Source organism: Streptomyces sp. NPDC046876 (genome assembly GCF_040645035.1).
Taxonomy (GTDB): domain Bacteria; phylum Actinomycetota; class Actinomycetes; order Streptomycetales; family Streptomycetaceae; genus Streptomyces.
On the sequence record NZ_JBEYXK010000011.1, the window covers coordinates 98,824 to 114,668 of the forward strand.

Annotated in this window: 13 protein-coding genes and 1 pseudogene; 7 read left to right on the forward strand and 7 right to left on the reverse strand. The window is 72.8% G+C overall.

What is annotated here, in order from left to right; genetic code table 11:
* Positions 1-79: 79 nt before the first annotated feature.
* Positions 80-1,126: a helix-turn-helix domain-containing protein gene (locus ABZ924_RS09700; protein ID WP_361906369.1), complete on the reverse strand. Its 1,047-nt coding sequence runs from the start codon at positions 1,124-1,126 to the stop codon at positions 80-82.
* A 79-nt stretch (positions 1,127-1,205) separates the two neighbouring features.
* Here ABZ924_RS09700 and ABZ924_RS09705 point away from each other — a divergent pair, with 79 nt between their 5' ends.
* The gene (locus tag ABZ924_RS09705) at positions 1,206-3,422 is read left to right on the forward strand and encodes a hypothetical protein (RefSeq protein ID WP_361906371.1); all 2,217 of its coding nucleotides are present in this window, start codon (positions 1,206-1,208) and stop codon (positions 3,420-3,422) included.
* A gap of 188 nt (positions 3,423-3,610) precedes the next feature.
* On the opposite strand, the gene ABZ924_RS09710 is transcribed toward ABZ924_RS09705, so the two are convergent.
* The 3 genes and pseudogenes from ABZ924_RS09710 to ABZ924_RS09720 all read right to left on the reverse strand — a co-directional run bounded on the left by ABZ924_RS09710 (position 3,611) and on the right by ABZ924_RS09720 (position 8,051).
* Positions 3,611-4,834, reverse strand: a complete 1,224-nt coding sequence (locus ABZ924_RS09710; protein ID WP_361906373.1) for a M20 family metallopeptidase — start codon at positions 4,832-4,834, stop codon at positions 3,611-3,613.
* Positions 4,835-4,956: 122 nt separating this feature from the next.
* Entirely contained in the window at positions 4,957-7,128 is a 2,172-nt protein-coding gene (locus ABZ924_RS09715; RefSeq protein WP_361906375.1) for a tetratricopeptide repeat protein, read from the reverse strand.
* A 600-nt stretch (positions 7,129-7,728) separates the two neighbouring features.
* Positions 7,729-8,051, reverse strand: a pseudogene (locus ABZ924_RS09720) (winged helix-turn-helix domain-containing protein).
* Between the two features lie 143 nt (positions 8,052-8,194).
* Between ABZ924_RS09720 and ABZ924_RS09725 the strand changes: the two are divergent.
* From ABZ924_RS09725 to ABZ924_RS09750, 6 genes are all read left to right on the forward strand, one after another.
* Positions 8,195-8,458, forward strand: a complete 264-nt coding sequence (locus tag ABZ924_RS09725) for a GlsB/YeaQ/YmgE family stress response membrane protein (RefSeq protein WP_361906377.1) — start codon at positions 8,195-8,197, stop codon at positions 8,456-8,458.
* A gap of 251 nt (positions 8,459-8,709) precedes the next feature.
* Positions 8,710-8,883, forward strand: a complete 174-nt coding sequence (locus tag ABZ924_RS09730; RefSeq protein ID WP_361906379.1) for a hypothetical protein — start codon at positions 8,710-8,712, stop codon at positions 8,881-8,883.
* 196 nt (positions 8,884-9,079) lie between these two features.
* Positions 9,080-9,583, forward strand: coding sequence for a hypothetical protein (locus tag ABZ924_RS09735; RefSeq protein WP_361906381.1), 504 nt, complete (start codon positions 9,080-9,082; stop codon positions 9,581-9,583).
* Between the two features lie 121 nt (positions 9,584-9,704).
* Positions 9,705-10,082: a CU044_2847 family protein gene (locus tag ABZ924_RS09740; protein WP_361906383.1), complete on the forward strand. Its 378-nt coding sequence runs from the start codon at positions 9,705-9,707 to the stop codon at positions 10,080-10,082.
* Between the two features lie 331 nt (positions 10,083-10,413).
* Entirely contained in the window at positions 10,414-11,967 is a 1,554-nt protein-coding gene (locus tag ABZ924_RS09745; RefSeq protein WP_361906385.1) for an AAA family ATPase, read from the forward strand.
* A 27-nt stretch (positions 11,968-11,994) separates the two neighbouring features.
* Positions 11,995-12,972, forward strand: a complete 978-nt coding sequence (locus ABZ924_RS09750) for an aldo/keto reductase (protein ID WP_361906386.1) — start codon at positions 11,995-11,997, stop codon at positions 12,970-12,972.
* A 2-nt stretch (positions 12,973-12,974) separates the two neighbouring features.
* On the opposite strand, the gene ABZ924_RS09755 is transcribed toward ABZ924_RS09750, so the two are convergent.
* From ABZ924_RS09755 to ABZ924_RS09765, 3 genes are all read right to left on the reverse strand, one after another.
* A complete protein-coding gene (locus ABZ924_RS09755; protein ID WP_361906447.1) occupies positions 12,975-13,385 on the reverse strand; it encodes a VOC family protein in 411 nt (136 codons plus the stop codon).
* Between the two features lie 159 nt (positions 13,386-13,544).
* A complete protein-coding gene (locus ABZ924_RS09760) occupies positions 13,545-14,915 on the reverse strand; it encodes a hypothetical protein (protein WP_361906388.1) in 1,371 nt (456 codons plus the stop codon).
* Positions 14,916-15,184: 269 nt separating this feature from the next.
* On the reverse strand, positions 15,185-15,790 hold the full coding sequence (locus ABZ924_RS09765) for a hypothetical protein (protein WP_361906390.1): 606 nt from the start codon (positions 15,788-15,790) through the stop codon (positions 15,185-15,187).
* Positions 15,791-15,845 lie beyond the last annotated feature (55 nt).

Below are 15,845 nucleotides of genomic sequence, written 5' to 3' on the forward strand. Positions count from 1 at the left end.
CGACCGCCCCCGACAGTGGCGAGATTGCCACGGTTCGAAAGTATCTCGCCAGCTCGTCGATCAAGCGGGGCGCGGCGGGCTATTCGCCCTGGGTGAAGGTGCGCCGGTACTCCGTCGGAGTGGTGCCGAGGATGCGCTGGAAGTGCAGCCGCAGGTTGGCGCCGGTGCCGAGGCCGACGTCGGCGGCGATCTGCTCGACGCTCCGCTCCGAGCGTTCGAGCAGCTCACGGGCCACGTCGACCCGGGCCCGCATGATCCACTGCATGGGGGTGTACCCCGTGTCCTGGGCGAACCTCCGCGAGAACGTGCGCGGCGACACCGCCGCGTGCTGGGCGAGCGCTTCGAGGGTGAGGGGCTCGCCGAGCCGGTGCAGCGCCCACTCGCGGGTGGCGGCGAAGCGTTCGCCGAGCGGCTCGGGCACGCTGCGCGGGAGGTACTGCGCCTGGCCGCCGCTGCGGTACGGGGCCGCGACCAGGCGCCGGGCCGCGTGGTTCGCCGCGGCCACGCCGAGGTCGCGGCGCAGGATGTGCAGGCACAGGTCGATGCCGGAGGCGGCGCCGGCGGAGGTCAGGACGCTGCCCTCGTCGACGAACAGGACGTTCTCGTCGAGCCGGACGAGCGGATGCCTCGCCACGAGTGCCCGGGCGTAGTGCCAGTGGGTGGTCGCGCGCTTGCCGTCGAGCAGGCCCGTCGCGGCGAGGGCGAAGGCGCCCGTCGAGATGGCGGCGAGCCGCGCGCCCCGCCCGTGGGCGGCGATCAGCGCGTCGACCACCTCCTGCGGCGGGTCGTCGCGGTCCGGGAACCGATAGCCGGGGACGAAGACGATGTCGGCCCACTCCAGCGCGTCGAGCCCGTGGGTGACGTAGTACGACAGGCCGTCGCCACCCGTCACGAGGCCCGGCGCGGCGCCGCACACCCGCACCTCGTACGGCATGCTCGCCCGGGTGCTGAAGACCTGCGCGGGAATGCCGACGTCGAGCGGCTTGGCACCCTCCAGCACGAGGACGGCGACGCGGTGCAGGCGGGGAGCGGGAGGGGGAGGGGGAGCGGAGGCGGACACGTGACAGAGGGTACGCGGGGGTGCGGACGGCCTGGAAAACGCGTATGCCGGGGGTGCGGACGGCATGGAAAACGCGTGTGCCGGGGTGCGCAGGTCCCAGAAAACCCGTGTGCGCCGGCTCGGACAGCTTTGGGATCATGCCCGGATGGCCCACCCTCTGGAATCCCTGGTCATCCGCCACACCCACCGCCTGCCCGTGCCCTCCGGGCCCGCCGGGCGGGGCGACGTCGCCGCGCGGCAGTTCGACGCCGCGCTGCTGTCCGTCGGCTTCAAGCTCTCGGCGGAGCTGCTGGAGCGCCTCTCCGGGCTGGACGGGGAAACGGTTCTCCAGACGGCGTCGCGCACGCTCGACACCGTGCGCGCCATGGTCGGCGACCACGTCCGACACAACGTCTGCTTCATCGACTTCCCGGCCAACGTTCCGGACACCTTCGACTTCTGGATGCAGTGCATCCGCGAGGCGCTCGTTGACGACGCCTCCCGCCCGGGCACGCTCGACCGGCTCCGGACCGGCGTCGTCGACCTGCTGACCCTCCCCTCGTACGGCAGCTACCGGCACACGTACGCGCAGATGCTCGCCGCGCACGACGAGCTGATCGCCGCCGCGGGGGACCGCATCACGGTCCTGCACCCGGGTGGCACCGCGGAGGAGGAGGTGACCGCCCTGTACCTGGCCCTGGCGGGCAGCACCACGCCGCTGGGCGAGGAGGGCCTGCGCGACCTAGGGCTGCTCGCCGGGCACTGCGCCGACGGCCCCCGGCCCGAGGAGATACCGGTCCGGGAGAACCGCGCCGTGGTCAACCGCGCACGTCTCGCCTGCGGCGCGGACCTGCTGGTGGACACCGTCACCGACGTGCTCCGCCTGGCCTGCGCCCTGTCGGACGGGGACGTCACCCTCACGGAGCCGACCCGGCTGCGCTCGATGTCCCGGCCGGTGCGCCGTGCGCTGCTCGCCGCCCTCGACGGGCTCGTCGCCGCGGCCCCCGCCAAGCTCGCCGACGTCGCCGCACACCGCGAGGCGTTCAAGCGCCTCGGCGAGCGCCTCCACCCGCACGAGTATCCGCGCCGGCCGCACGCCGCGGAGGTGTTCGCCGTCGCCCGCGGTGAGAAGCGGGCCCGGACCCTCGGCGGCCGCATCGAGGAACTGCTCGGCGCCGGCGACGTCGCGGGGGCGGCTCGGCTGCTGGCCTCGGCCGCCCCGGGCAGGCTGCTGCGCTCCCTGGACCGGCTGCTGCGGGCCTGCGCGGACCAGGACGGGCGCGACGCCGTCGTGGCCGCCGCCGAGGAGGCCGCCCCGCGGGTCTCCGGGCGGGTCCTGCTGTCGGTCCGCGAGCACTTCCACAACCGGACGCTCCGGACGACGCGGACGCAGGAGGCGCAAGGAGAAGCGGAAGCGGGGCGGCGCCGCGTCTTCGTCAACCGCTTGGGCCGCGCCTGGGTCACCGCCGACACCCGTGCGCCCGTACCGGCGCCCGAGGTCGAGCGCCTGATCGCGGCGCTGGACGCGGAGACACGGCGCCGCCTGCCCGAGCCGGGGCCGTTGCTGATCGACCCCCAGGTCCTCGACGTCGCCCTCCCGCTCAGCGGCAAGGCCACGGCCGAAGGTCTCGGCGTGCTGCCGCGCGGCTCGCTCTCCCCGGTCGACGGGGAACTCCTGCGGTTCTTCGTCCACTGGCAGCAGACCCGGGAGAGCACCGACTACGACCTGTCGGCGCTGATGCTGGACGCGTCGTACGCCACTGTCTGCTGGCTGTCGTACACCGCCCTCCAGGCGGTCGGCGGCGAGCACTCGGGCGACATCACCGACGCGCCCGGGCCCGACGGCGCCTCGGAGTTCATCAACCTGCGCCTGGACGCCGTGAGCGGCGACTTCATCGTGCCGCAGGTCAACATCTACTCCGGGGAGGGCTTCGAGGAGGCCGCCGAGTCGTTCTTCGGCTTCATGCTGCGCGACGCCGAGCAGCACGGGCGGCCCTTCGAGCCGCGTACGGTGCGCACGAAGTCGGAGCTGCGGGGGCCGGGCAGGGTGGCGCTGCCGCTGGTGTTCCTGCGCGGGAGCGACGGCCGGTGGCGGGCCAAGTGGCTGCACCTGTACCTGCGGGGCAGGCCCAGTGCCAACCGGGTCGAGGGGAACCGGGTGACGGTCGGCACGCTGGTGCGCGGCATCGTCGAGCACGACCACCTCACGGTGCGGTACCTGGTCGGGCTGCTGGCGGACCGGGCCCCGGCCACCACTTGGTGGGACGGCACGGAGCTGCCGGCCGGGCCCGTGACGTACATCGGCCTGGAGCGCCCGGAGGGGCTGCATCCGGATTCGTTGGTCGTCACCCCGGAAAACCTGCGTGCCCTGGTCCCCCGCTGACTGTTACCGTGGGCCCCGGCGAGGCCATGGGTGGACTTCCTTCTCAAAACCCTCGGGGGCTTCCCCCGATTTACCACTAGTCCCCCCGCTTTCCTCGCCCTCGACGTCGAGCCGGGATGCCCAGTGCGTCCCGGCTTCGTCATGTCGCCCTTGACCGAAGGCCTAAGGCTACGGCCCACGGCCGCGCGTCAGCCGGTCAGGTGGCCCAGGGCCACCGCGGCGTGCAGCGCGATGCCCGTGGCCATCGCGGCCTCGTCGAAGACGACGCGGTTGGAGTGGCAGTCGGGGGTGCCTTCGGCCGGAACGCCGGACGGGCGGGCGCCGAGGACCGCCATGGTGCCGGGAACGCGTTGCAGGACGTACGAGAAGTCCTCGGCACCCATGACCGGGTCCGGCAGGTCGAACACGGCCCCCGGCCCGAGGAGCGCGGTGGCGGCCCGGTGGGCGGCTGCGGTGAAGGCCGGGTCGTTGAGCAGGGGCGGGTAGCCCTCGATCAGGGTCACCTCCGCCTCGGCGCCGTGTGCGGCCGCGATGTGGCGGGCGGTGCGTTCGATGCGGGCGCGCACCGCCTCGCGGGTGGCGGGGGTGAGGGTGCGGAAGGTGCCGTGCAGTTCGGCGGTCTCGGGGATGACGTTGGTGGTGGTGCCGGCCTCGATGCGGGCGATGGTGACCACCGCCGGGTCGAAGACGTCCACGGTGCGGGTCACCATCGTCTGCAGGGCCCCGACGATCGCGCAGGCCACCGGGATCGGGTCGAGGGCGCGGTGCGGGGCGGCGGCGTGGCCGCCGTGCCCCCGTACGGTGATGTGGATCTGGTCGGCGGCGGCGTACGTCGGTCCGGGCCGCAGGTGCACGGTGCCGGACTCGAAGCGGGTGGTGACGTGCATCGCGAAGGCGGCGTCCACGCCCTTGCCGTCCGCGGTGTCCAGGACGCCTTCGTCGATCATGTGTGCGGCGCCGCCGCCCTTCTCCTCGGCGGGCTGGAACATGAACACCACGCGCCCGGGCAGTTCTCCGCGGCGGGCCGCCAGCAGGCGGCAGGCGCCCACGAGCATCGAGGTGTGCAGGTCGTGCCCGCAGGCGTGCATGGCGCCGGGCAGCTGTGAGGCGTACTCCAGGCCGGTCTCCTCGCTCAGGGGCAGGGCGTCCATGTCGGCGCGCAGCAGGATCGTCGGGCCGGGGCGTGCGCCGTCCAGGGTGGCGGTGAGGGAGCTGAGGCGCCGGCCGGTGGCGATGGTCAGCGGGAGTCCCGCGAGGGCGTCCAGGACCTGCTTCCGGGTGTGGGGCAGGTGCGCTCCCACTTCGGGATGGCGGTGCACGGCGCGGCGTACGGCGACGATGTCCGGCAGCAGCGCACGGGCCTCGCGCAGGAGTTCGGCCGGCTGCTTGGTCGTTTCGCCCTGGTCGGTCATCAGTGGCTCCCTGTGCGGCTGTCGGCGGCGTGCTCGATGTGGTGGAGGAGGATACGGGGGTGTCGTCGGGCCGGCCGGGTACAACGCCGACCGCTCTCGGCGCACGCAGGGTCGGCGTCGCCTCAGGCCTGGTCCGCCGGTGCGAGGGCGGCCAGCAGTTCGCGGCCGAGGCGCAGGTGGCGGTGGCCGTGTTCGAGGAGTGCCGCGGCCTCGCCGAGGGTCCGCCTCAACAGGGCGCGGGCTTCCTCGGGGCGGGCGGCGGCCAGGGCGCGGGCCCATTCCAGCCGGGCGTAGACGGTGTGCGGGTGGTCGGAGCCCATGACGCGCGTACGGTCGGCCACGAGTGATTCCCAGGCCGTGACGGCCTCGGCGGTCCGGCCGGCCCGGGCGGCGAGCGCGGCGCGGCTGCTGCGGACGGCGAGGGTGTGCGGATCGTCGGGGCCGAGGGTGCGTTCGGCGTCGGCGAGCAGTTCGGTCAGTTCCTGCTCCCTCCGGGCGGGGTCGCCTGCGCCGTACCAGATCAGGCTGCGCCGGGTGGCCAGCACCTGGGGGTGCTCCGGGCCGTGGACGCGCAGCCGGTCGGCGAGCAGCCGGCCCAGCTGCCGGGCGGCCTCGGCCCTGGCACCGGCCTGTCCCGTGAAGTAGGCCAGCTGGTGCCGGGCGGCCAGGGTGTCCGGGTGGTCGGCGCCGAGAACCGCCGCCGCGTCTGCGGCCAGGGTCGCGAACCGGGCGGCCGCGGCGTGCGGGTTGCCTGCCTCGCCGGTGAAGTAGGCCAGCTGGTGGCGTGCGGCCAGGGTGTCGGGGTGGCGCGGGCCGAGCCGGTCCTCCCGGCGCCGGGTGATCCCGGCGAGCTCGGCGGCGGCCCGGCGCGGCCGGCCCGCGTCCCCGACGGTGATGGCGAGCAGGAAGTCCGCGCCCGCCACCCCGTTCAGCCGGGCCCGGGACAGCGCCTCGGCGGCCCGTCGCGGGCGGCCGTCCTGGTGGGCCTGGAGCCCGATGTCGTAGGTCTCGGCCGCCGTCACCCTGCCGATCAGCGCCTGCCAGAGGTGGTCCGGGACCGGCGCCAGGCCCGGCGCGTTGAGCAGGTAGTCGAAGGCCGCGTAGCCCTGGGTGTAGTTGCCGATCAGCAGGCCGCTGGTGGCGTAGGCGGCCGTGCAGGCCCAGTCCATCGCCGCGTCGAAGGGTTCCGGCTGCAGGTCACCGCCGCCGCGGGCCGTCAGGTACGGCACGTGCAGCTCGCGCAGCCACTCCCGGCTGACCGGCCGGCGCAGCCCGGCCCGCCGGCAGTCCACGGCGGCGGCCACCACCGCCGCGCCGCGCGGATTGGCACCGGGGGCCCAGGCGTCCTGCCACGTGGCCAGCAACTCCGGTCCGGCGGCGAGGACTTCGGCGATCCCGAAGCGCTCCCCGGCCCGCAGTGCCGCGCCGATGCGCGGATCCTCCCGGTGGGCCAGGGCCCGTCGGCGCTCCGGCACCGACCAGTGCCGGGCGAGCCGGACCACCACCGCCTGCTGGAGCACGTCCCGCTGGGTGCGCCAGGCGTCGCGGTCCGAGCCGGTCAGCCGGCTCTCCTCCCGGGCGTCGAAGCGGCGGAACTCCTGGGTGCGCATGGTGGCCAGCACCACCCGCCGTCCCGGCCGGCCCGCCGACAGCCCGGCCAGCATGGCGGCGGTCAGGCCGCCCGCGCCGAGGAAGTCCTCCAAATCGTCCAGCCACAGCACGGATCGCCGCCGGCGCGCCGCCACCCGTAACGCCTCCGCGAGTGCGGCCCGGCTCAGCGGGCGGACGAAGGCGTGCCGGGGAAAGAGCCCGCGGGCCACCTCGTGCGCCAGCCGGGACTTGCCGGCCGTGGACTCCCCCACCAGCAGGACGAATCCGGCCCGGCCAAGGGCCTCGCGCAGCTGCGGCTCCACGTCGCGGCGGATGTACGCGGGCGGCGCGCCCGGGATCCGGCTCCCGTCGGCCGGGTGGCCGTCCGCGGGGTGGGCGCCGGCCAGCTCGGGGCGGTCCACCCGGCGCAGCGAGGGGATCCGGCCCGAGGGCGTGCGCAGCAGCCCGCCCGCACCGCCGGTCGCGTGCGCACCGTCCCGGCCTGCGCCGGTGGCGCGCTGCGGCTGGAGCCGCTCGGCGATCAGGCCGGACAGCGTGGTCACGGCCGCTCCGATGCCGGTGGCCCATGCCCCGCTGGTCCACAGCGAGGCCAGGGCCAGCGCCACCGCGCCGAGGCCCACCGCCCCGAGGTAGGCCGGCCAGCCGGGCGCGCGGCCGTTCCCCCGTACCAGCAACAGCGGCATGTCGCCCCCAGCACGTCCCGTGGCCTGCCGCCATTCTCACCCGTGCGCGCCGATTCGGTACCCGGGTTGGCCGCCAGGATCTGCGGCCGCGCGACCGGCCCGCCCCGTCCCGCTGTGTCACGGATCGCTGCGCTGTCCGGTCTCGAGCGGTGAAGGACGACGAGGTCCAGGGCAGGAGCATGATCGACGGTGCGGGTGTTCGGGGCACGCAGGGGCCGGCATGACCGGGACGGCGGAAAAAGCCGCGGAGTTCGAGGGGCTGCGACCGCGCGGTGGTCGTGCTGCGGAAGCTGTTCGCGTTCGGCTTTCCGGAGATCGCCACGGCGGTGGGCCGCTCCGGGCGTGCGCGTTGAGCTCGTGATGGTCAAAGCCGGGCCTGTCGGCGACGCCCGGCCTGACGGGCAGTCGGCCCCCGGCGCAACATCACTCGGGTGCACGCCGGGCCCCTGGTCGAGGCACGGCGTCGCCACCCCGTGTCATGACCTTGTCGCGGAGTGGTTGCCTACGGAAGATCACTATCGGACAGCGAAGGTCGGCAAAGCGCCGTCGGCCCGCCCCCGGCACGGATAGCGGCCTCGTGTGTCCCGGCACGCGGCGGAGTCATCTACTGTCCTGCCTCGTCCTCGAAGACGATCCAGCCGTCGCACGCCGCCGCGGTGCTCTTACCCGCGGCCGGATCTCCTTCTTCCACAGCTCCACCGCCGCGTCGTCACGCTCGATGGCCCGCCGGGCGGGATGCTGCCACGACCAGCCGTGCCGCTTCAGCAGGGGCCCACGCGCCTTCCACCGTGTAGGAGCACCCGTAACGCTGCCGCGATCTCCCGGTTCCTCTCCCCGCGGCCGAAGCGTTCCACGGCCTCGAGCCGGATCCGCTCCCGCGTAGCCCTCCCGGCGTCGGTCAGCCCGCCGCCAGCAGTCGCCACGACCTGAGCCCTCGCCCCTCGGTCGGACGGGTTTTCCCGACCAGGGCCCCCGGTTTCCGATAATCCGAATTCCCATGTTTGAAGTCCCGCGGGCGGCGCATACGGATGGACGTAGGGTTCATACGCTCGCGAAGGGATGCTCCATGGGCATCATCGGCTGGATTCTCCTGGGCCTGCTCGCCGGCATCATCGCAAAGGCCTTGATGCCGGGTCGGGACCCCGGCGGATGCATTCTGACGATATTGATCGGCATTGCCGGTGCCCTTCTGGGCGGATGGCTCGGAAAGGTCATTTTCGGTGTCGACTCCATTGACGGGTTCTTCGAGCTGTCGACGTGGATCGCTGCAATCGTCGGCTCCCTGATCCTCCTGGGGATCTACCATCTCGTGGCCGGCAGGAGACATTGATGAAGTCCCCCCTCGCACGGCGGGGACACAGGAGGTGGAGGCGGCGATGGACGCCTCGGGCCGTCCGCCGCCGCATCCTGCTGCGGAGTGCGAGATGGGGGATGCGGCTGATGGCGGCGGGCGCCCTGCTGGCGTTTCGGCGCGCGCTGCGGGGCGCGTTCCGGGCCATGGTGCCCCACGGGCTTCGACTGGAGAGCAATGGGTGAACGGCCGGTGACCACCGCGCCGACCGCTGTGAGAGAAGGGTCGCCATGAGCGCCAGTGAGAAGATGAAGGCGAAGGCCGAGCAACTGGTCGGGAAGACGGTCAGGAAGACGGCGCACGCCTTGGGCAACAAGACCACCGAGGCCAAGGGCAGCGCTTTGGAGGCCCGCGGAAAGGCCCGGGAATTGAAGGAACGGGGAAAGGACGAACTCAAGCCTTGACCCGGATCCGGCGGCGTCCGCGGTGGGTCGCGTAGGCGGGGTCCCGATGGACCCCGCCTACGGGTGTGCGCCATGGACGGCGTCGAGACCCCAGGGCGCGCAGGCCCCGTCGGCCGTGATTGGATCTTTGGGTCTCGCGTTTCCTCCGCCAGGAGGGCACGTGAATCGTGAAGTCCGAGAACGGAGAACGGGGAACATGCGCAAGACGGTTACCGGGGTGGCACTGGTCGTGGCGGCGGCGCTTTTGACCGGTTGCGGGAGTGACGGCGGGAAGAAGGGCGGCGGCGGGGCGGACGGTGCGGGCGCGAAGGTGCCGGCGGCCCAGAGCCCCTCCCCCGCGGCCACGGCCACGGCCACGGCCACGGGCAAGGCCGCGGCGGGCAAGGGCGGTGGTGGCGGCGACGGTGCGACCCACGAGGTGACGCTCGAAGTCTCCGGCCAGGGCAAGACGCAGATCATGTACAACGCCGACACGAGCGGCTTCGACCAGCAGACCCTGCCCTGGACGAAGACGGAGACCGTCAAGCTCACCGGCGCGGAACAGAAGGTGGGTTACCTGGTGACGGTCGTCCCGGGCTCGATCCAGGGCGCCGACGGGATGCTGCAGCAGGCGCCGTGCGTCATCAAGGTCGACGGCAAGCAGGTCGCCGACAACGACGGCGGGAAGAACCCCAAGGGCTGCACGTACAAGATCAAGTAGCGTCGCCGGACCGGCCGCGTCCGCTTCGGGCGGTTGTCAGCGGTCGTCAGCGGTTGTCACCATCTGCCCCCGATGGCTCAAGTGCCGCTACGTCCCAGCACTTGACGATGGGGAGGCTGCCATGGGCGAGCAGTTGGTTCGTACGGTCGAGGTGCCTTTGCAGGACGGTGGCGACGACACCATCCGGGTGCAGATCCGCGAGGTCGACGAATCCCTCGTCCGGGTCGGCCGCGGCGGCCGGGCGGTAGCGCGGGCGGAGCGGACGTTCGGCCAGATGCTGGACACCGTACGCCCCGTGGCGGAGAGCTTCGTGGGGCGGTTCCGGCAGCTGGCCGATGCACCGGACGAGATCACCCTGGAGTTCGGGGTCTCGCTGTTCGCCGAGGCGGACCTCGTCATCGCGAGCACCGCGACCGCGGCCAATTTCTCCGTGAGTCTGACGTGGAACAGGCCTGACACGAACGCCGCACCTGCCGAGAATGCCCCGCAGAGCGAGTGATGTTGGCAGGCGCAAGTCACGTCATGGGTGGGCGGCGCGGTGGCGGGTGCACGGTCGCGGAGCGCGGACGAGGCGCTGGCCTCGGCGGTCGTCCGGATCAGGGGGCTTGACGGCACGGTCTGCGGTGCGGGCGCGCTGGTCGCTCCGGACCTGGTGCTGACCTGCGCCCATGTCGTGTCGGACGCGCTCGGGCTCCCGCGCCACGATCCGGTTCCGCCGACGGGGCCGGGCACGCCCGCGGAGCCGGCCACGCCGCCGGAGCACGGCCCGGTCGAGGGCACCGTCGACGTCGATCTCCGCTCGCCGGTCCGGCGGTCGCCGGAGCCGGCCCGTGGCCCGCCGACGTGGAGCGCTGGAGCGCTGGGTCCCGACCCGGCAGGACCGCACCGGCGACATCGCCGTGCTGCGGCTGCGGGAGCCCCTGCCCGGGGCGCGTCCGCTTCCCGTGGCCGACCCGCCGGAGCTGTGGGGGCACGGGGCGCGGGCCGTGGGGTTCACGGGCGGCGAGCCCGGCGAGCTGTGGTTCCGGGGCCGGTTCAGCGGGCCGACGGCGGAGGGCTGGATCCAGCTCTCCCGGGCCGACGGCGAAGGCTCGTACGTGAAGCGGGGCTTCAGCGGCAGTCCCGTCTGGGACGACGAGCCGGGAGCGGTGGTCGGCCTCATGGTCGCGGCGCAGCCCGAGCGCGAAGCCCAGCAGGCGTTCATGCTGCCCACCGGAACGCTGCTGCGGGAGATACCCGAGCTCGCGCCGGTCCTGCTGCCCGCCACGCCCTTCCGCGGGCTGTCCGCGCTCCAGGAGCACGACGCGGACGTGTTCTTCGGGCGGGACGACGACGTCGACAAGGTGGTGGCAGCGCTGCTGGGCACCCACCCGGCCGTCACCGTGTACGGGCCCTCGGGCTGCGGGAAGTCGTCCCTGGCCCTCGCCGGCGTGGCCCCGCGCATGCGCCGGGCGGGCCATGAGGTCCTGGTGGCCGATTTCAGCGGCGCCACGTCCCCGAAGGCCGTCCTCGCGACGGAGCTGTTCGAGGTGGTGCGGTCGGGCCAGGATGACGGCCCCGCACGGGCCGAGAACGCCGATCAGGTGGAGCGGTGGCTGGACCGGCTCGGGCTCATGGGCGCCTTCCACCGGGCCACGGGCCGGCGGGGGCAGAAGGCCCGGCTCCTCGTCGTACTGGACCAGGCCGAGGCCCTGTTGAACCGCTCCGAGGCGGAGATCGAGCAGGCCGTCGCGCTGCTGTTCCCCGAGCAGAGACCGCCCGGCCTGCAGGTGCTGCTCACCCTGCGGGCCGACTTCATGGATGCGGCCCTGGGCGATGCGCACCTCGGCCCCGTCCTCAGGCGCGGAGTGACGCTCCCCCTCACGCCCATGACGCGGGACCAGCTGGACGCGGTGATCACCGAACCGATCGAGCGAATTCCGGCCGTCGCGTACGACCCCGGGCTCGACCGGCGCATCCTGGACGACGCGGGTGGCGAGCCGGGGATCCTCCCGCTCCTCGGGTTCGTCCTGGAGCAGCTGTGGGAGCGGCAGGCCGCCGGACGGCTCCGGGTCGCGGCGTACGAGGAGCTCGGCGGGGTGTCCGGTGCCCTGCGACGCCATGCCGAGGCGGCGTGGGCTGCGTGCGTCAGGCCCGGGGACGAGGGCGCACAGGCGCAGGCGCGGCTGGTGCTCACCGGGCTGGTAAGGGTGCTGCCGGGCGGCGAGGCCCCGCTGCGGCGCGCCCTGACCCGGGAGGAGGCCGGGGAGGAGCGCTCCCGCCTCGACCCCGCCCTGTGGAAGCGCCACCTGTGCGCCGTCCTCGGCCGCGGACTCACCGCCGACGAACGCGGCGGCCTGCCGTCCGGTCTGCTGGCCGAGATCTGCCCGGCGGGGCGCGGCTGAGGTCCGGCGAACCCGTAGAGTCGGGGCGTGACGAAGGATGCGAACGCGAGTACGGGCCGACCGCTGTACGGGTGCATGGGCCTGGGCGGCACCTGGGGCCCCGAGCCCTACGGCGCCCCGGAGATCGCGACTGCGGAGGCCGCGGTCACGGCGGCCCTGGAGATCGGGATCACCGCCTTCGACCACGCGGACATCTACCGCCACGGGAAGTCCGAGGCGGTCTTCGGTGAGCTCCTCGCGCGCGATCCCGGGCTGCGAGCCCGGATCACACTGCAGACGAAGTGCGGGATCCGCCTGGCCGACGGGGCGCACCCCGGCATGTACGACCTGCGCGGCAAGTCCGTGCTGCGCCGGGTCGAGGAGAGCCTGGTCCGGCTGCGCACCGACGTGATCGACGTCCTGCTGCTGCACCGCCCCGACCCGCTCGCAGACCCCGACGACATCGCGGAGGCCCTGCACTCCCTGCACGCCCAGGGCCTGGTACGCCGCTTCGGTGTGTCCAACATGGGGGCGGCGCAGATCGCGGCGCTGCAGTCCCGGCTGGGGCTGCCGCTGGTGGCCAACCAGCTGGAGATGAGCCTGCACAAGCGCGACTGGGTCGAAGCCGGGGTCCTGCTGAACACCCCCGAGGGGGCTGCCAACGGCTTCCCCCACGGCACTCTGGAGCACTGCCGCGACCAGGGCATCCAGGTGCAGGCATGGGGCGCGCTGGCTCAGGGCCGGTTCACCGGACGGCCCGCCACTGCGGAGGACCAGGCGGCCGCCGAGCTGCTCGCGGCGCTGGCGGAACGCAAGCAGGTGGCTCCGGAAACGGTGCTGCTGTGGTGGCTCCAACGGCACCCGGCCGGGATCGCACCGGTGATCGGCACCTCCGATCCGGGGCGGATCCGGGCCTGCCGGGAGGCGGGGGGGGGGGGGGCGGCGGGGGGCCCCGACGCGTGGTTACGGCGGTGGGGGGGGGCGCGCGGCACGGCGCGGCCGGTGGCGGGCGCGCCTCGGAGCTGAGGTCAGGGGCGGTCGCTCGGAGCTTGGTCGGCCGGCGTCATCGCGGCTCGGTCGGACTCGCTGCGCAGCACGCAGAATTCATTGCCCTCGGGATCGGCAAGGACCGCCCAGCCCGAGCCATCGGGGTTCCGGTGATCGGTGACGAAGGTGGCGCCGAGCCCCAGCAGCCGTTCCACCTCCTGCTCGCGCGAGGTTTCCGGGCGCAGGCACAGATGGATCCGGTTCTTGATCGTCTTGGCCTCGGGCACCCGGTTGAAGTACAGGACCGGTCCCTCCGCCAGCAGCACCTGAGCCTCCGGATCACCCGGTTCGTCCTCCGGATGCAGAGGGCGCCCGGTCACCTTGCTCCAGAACCGGGCCAGCTCGTAGGGGTCCGCACAGTCGATCGCCATGTTCTGCACTACCGAAACCATGGCCCCGAGCTTTCCTGACATCCGCTCCGAACGCCAACGGGTTGCGCTCGTTCCTTGCGGATGCGGCTCCGCGCTCCGGCAGTCGGCGGCCTTTCGGCTGCCCCCCGGCACGCAGCCGGGGCCCGTCGAAACGGGCCCCGGCCGCAAGACCACCACCGGTCAGTGCTTGACCCTCGGCACGATCTCGGTGTGCGCGGTGTCCTTGTTGTTCTCCTTGTTCGGGTCCGCGTCGTCCCCGAACACCGTGGCGGTGTTCCTCACCTTGGTCGGCTCGGAAACGTCCGCGGCGGTACCGGTCACCTCGATCTCCGCCTCCTCGCCCACGGCCAGCGGACCGCCTGTGCAGGACAGGCGACCGTCGGTGATCTCGCAGCCCTCGGTCTGCGTCTCGGGCGACAGGATCTTCGCCGGGAGGTCGTCGGTCAGGGACCAGCCGGAGGAATCACCGATCCCCTCCCCCCGCCCCTTGTCCTTGTCCTTGCTCGTCCCCTTGTCCTTGTCCTTGCCCTCGTCCTTGCCCTTCTCGTCCTGCTTCCCCTTGTCCTTCTCGTCGTCCCCGGCTTCGTTGCGCACGGTGATGTGGTACGTGACCGTGTCGCCCGCCGTGACGCGCTCGGGGCCTTCCTTCCGTACCGACAGGTCGGCGGACGAGTCGAGGAAGCAGGAGGTGGCGTCGAGGTTCGACGCCGGGGTCGTGGTCTGCGTCGACAGCACGGTGAACTCGGGGTTGGAGCCGGTCGCGTTGTGCACGCGCACCCGGATGAGCTGTCCGGAGTTGCGGAAGAACCCGAGATCGCCGTTTCCGTAGACGAAGACGCCGCCGAAGTCCTCACCTCCCGGAAGGACGCCCGGGAAGAAGTCCACGCTCTCGTTGGCGATGTCGATCCGCGTGATGGCGCCGTCGTCGGTCGAGCCCCACAGGAATCCGTCGCGGAACGCGATGTCGAAGACGTCGAGTTCCGGGTCGGCCAGTTCCGGGACGTTGATGACGCCGGTGACCGAGCGGGTGGTGACGTCGATCCTGAAGATCTCCCCCGTGTTGTCGGCCAGGATGTAGTAGTTGCCCTCGTCGTCGAACGTTCCCGAGATGTAGAGGGCGGGGGGCAGGCCCTCGATGGGACCGAGGTCGGTGAAGTCCCCGTTGCCGTCGAAGCGGACCAGGTCGTTGGTGGCGGTGCCGAACGTGGTCCCGTAGAGGAAGCGGTCCTGCGGGTTCACGCCGATGGCGTTGTAGAGGAACGGGGTGGGGTCACCGAGCGGGGTGAACCGCACCGTGCCGGGCCCGCGGTCGGCGGTGTAGAGCTGGTCCGGGTCACCGAACGAGACGTAGACCTGGCCGTCGCAGGCCACGGGGGTCCCACCGGGCGTCGGCTGTGCGACGGAAGCCGCCGGGATCGGGACCGGCTTGGCACCGGTCGCCGACGCCGGCATTGCGGAAGCGAGCCCGGCGACGATGCCGATCGCGCCCAGCGTGGAGAGAGCGCGCAGCCGCCGCGCTCCGTGGTTCCGCCTGTTTGTTCCTCGAGTCACGAACATGCACCTTTCACTGCTGAGGGCAGAGGGGCCCGTGAGGACGGCCCCTGCACATCCCGGATGCGACCAACACAGATCAGCACAAAAGGAGATGGATCGGATCTCTCGGCTCGGACTGGGGAGCGGAGTTCGCTCCAATGCCCCACCAGGATGATCTTGCGATGAAGTACGGCGGGGCGCGTGGAATTCGCCACGCAACGGCTCGGCTCGCAGCCGCCTTTCCGGATCCCATGATCGTACGATCAGCCGTTCCTTGCCCGCGGCGGTCAGCCCCAGAGGCCCGGGGTGATGCGGACCGTCGTGGTGGCCTGGCGGTTGGAGCTCAGACCGCGGGCGACGTACGTGTACGTGCCGGAGTGGGTGTTCGACCCCAGGTCGGTACTGAACTCGCCGTTCTTGTCGGCGGTGAAGACGTTGCCGCCGACGTTCTCGAAGCCGCGGGTCAGACGGACCTGCTCACCGGGCTTGAAGTTGTACCCGTGGAAGCTGCAGGTGTACCCCGAGGCATGGCTGCCGCACCCAGTGAGCACGGCCGGGCCCTTCGGGACCCACGGACCGGGGTTCGTGGGCGGCGTGGTGGGCGGCTTGACCGGCGGGTCGGAGACGGGCTTCTGGGTACCCGGCTTCTTGTCAGTGCCCGGCTTCTTGTCAGTGCCCGGGTTCTTGTCGGCGCCCGGGTTCCCGGGGCCGTTCGCGCCCGGTCCGGGGTTCCTGGTCGTCGTGTCGTCCTCGACGGTGACCTGGCAGCCGGCCGCGGTCAGGACGGCGGCTGCGACGACCGCCGCGACGGCGGCGCTGACGGTACGCCGCACGGTGTTCCCGGCCATGGTGGTCTCCTTCGGGTTCGGTTCCATGGGGTGCACGGGGTGCATGCCGACCACGGTGGCCCGCGTGGACGGCCCGGGGCATCCGTACTGCCACTGAACC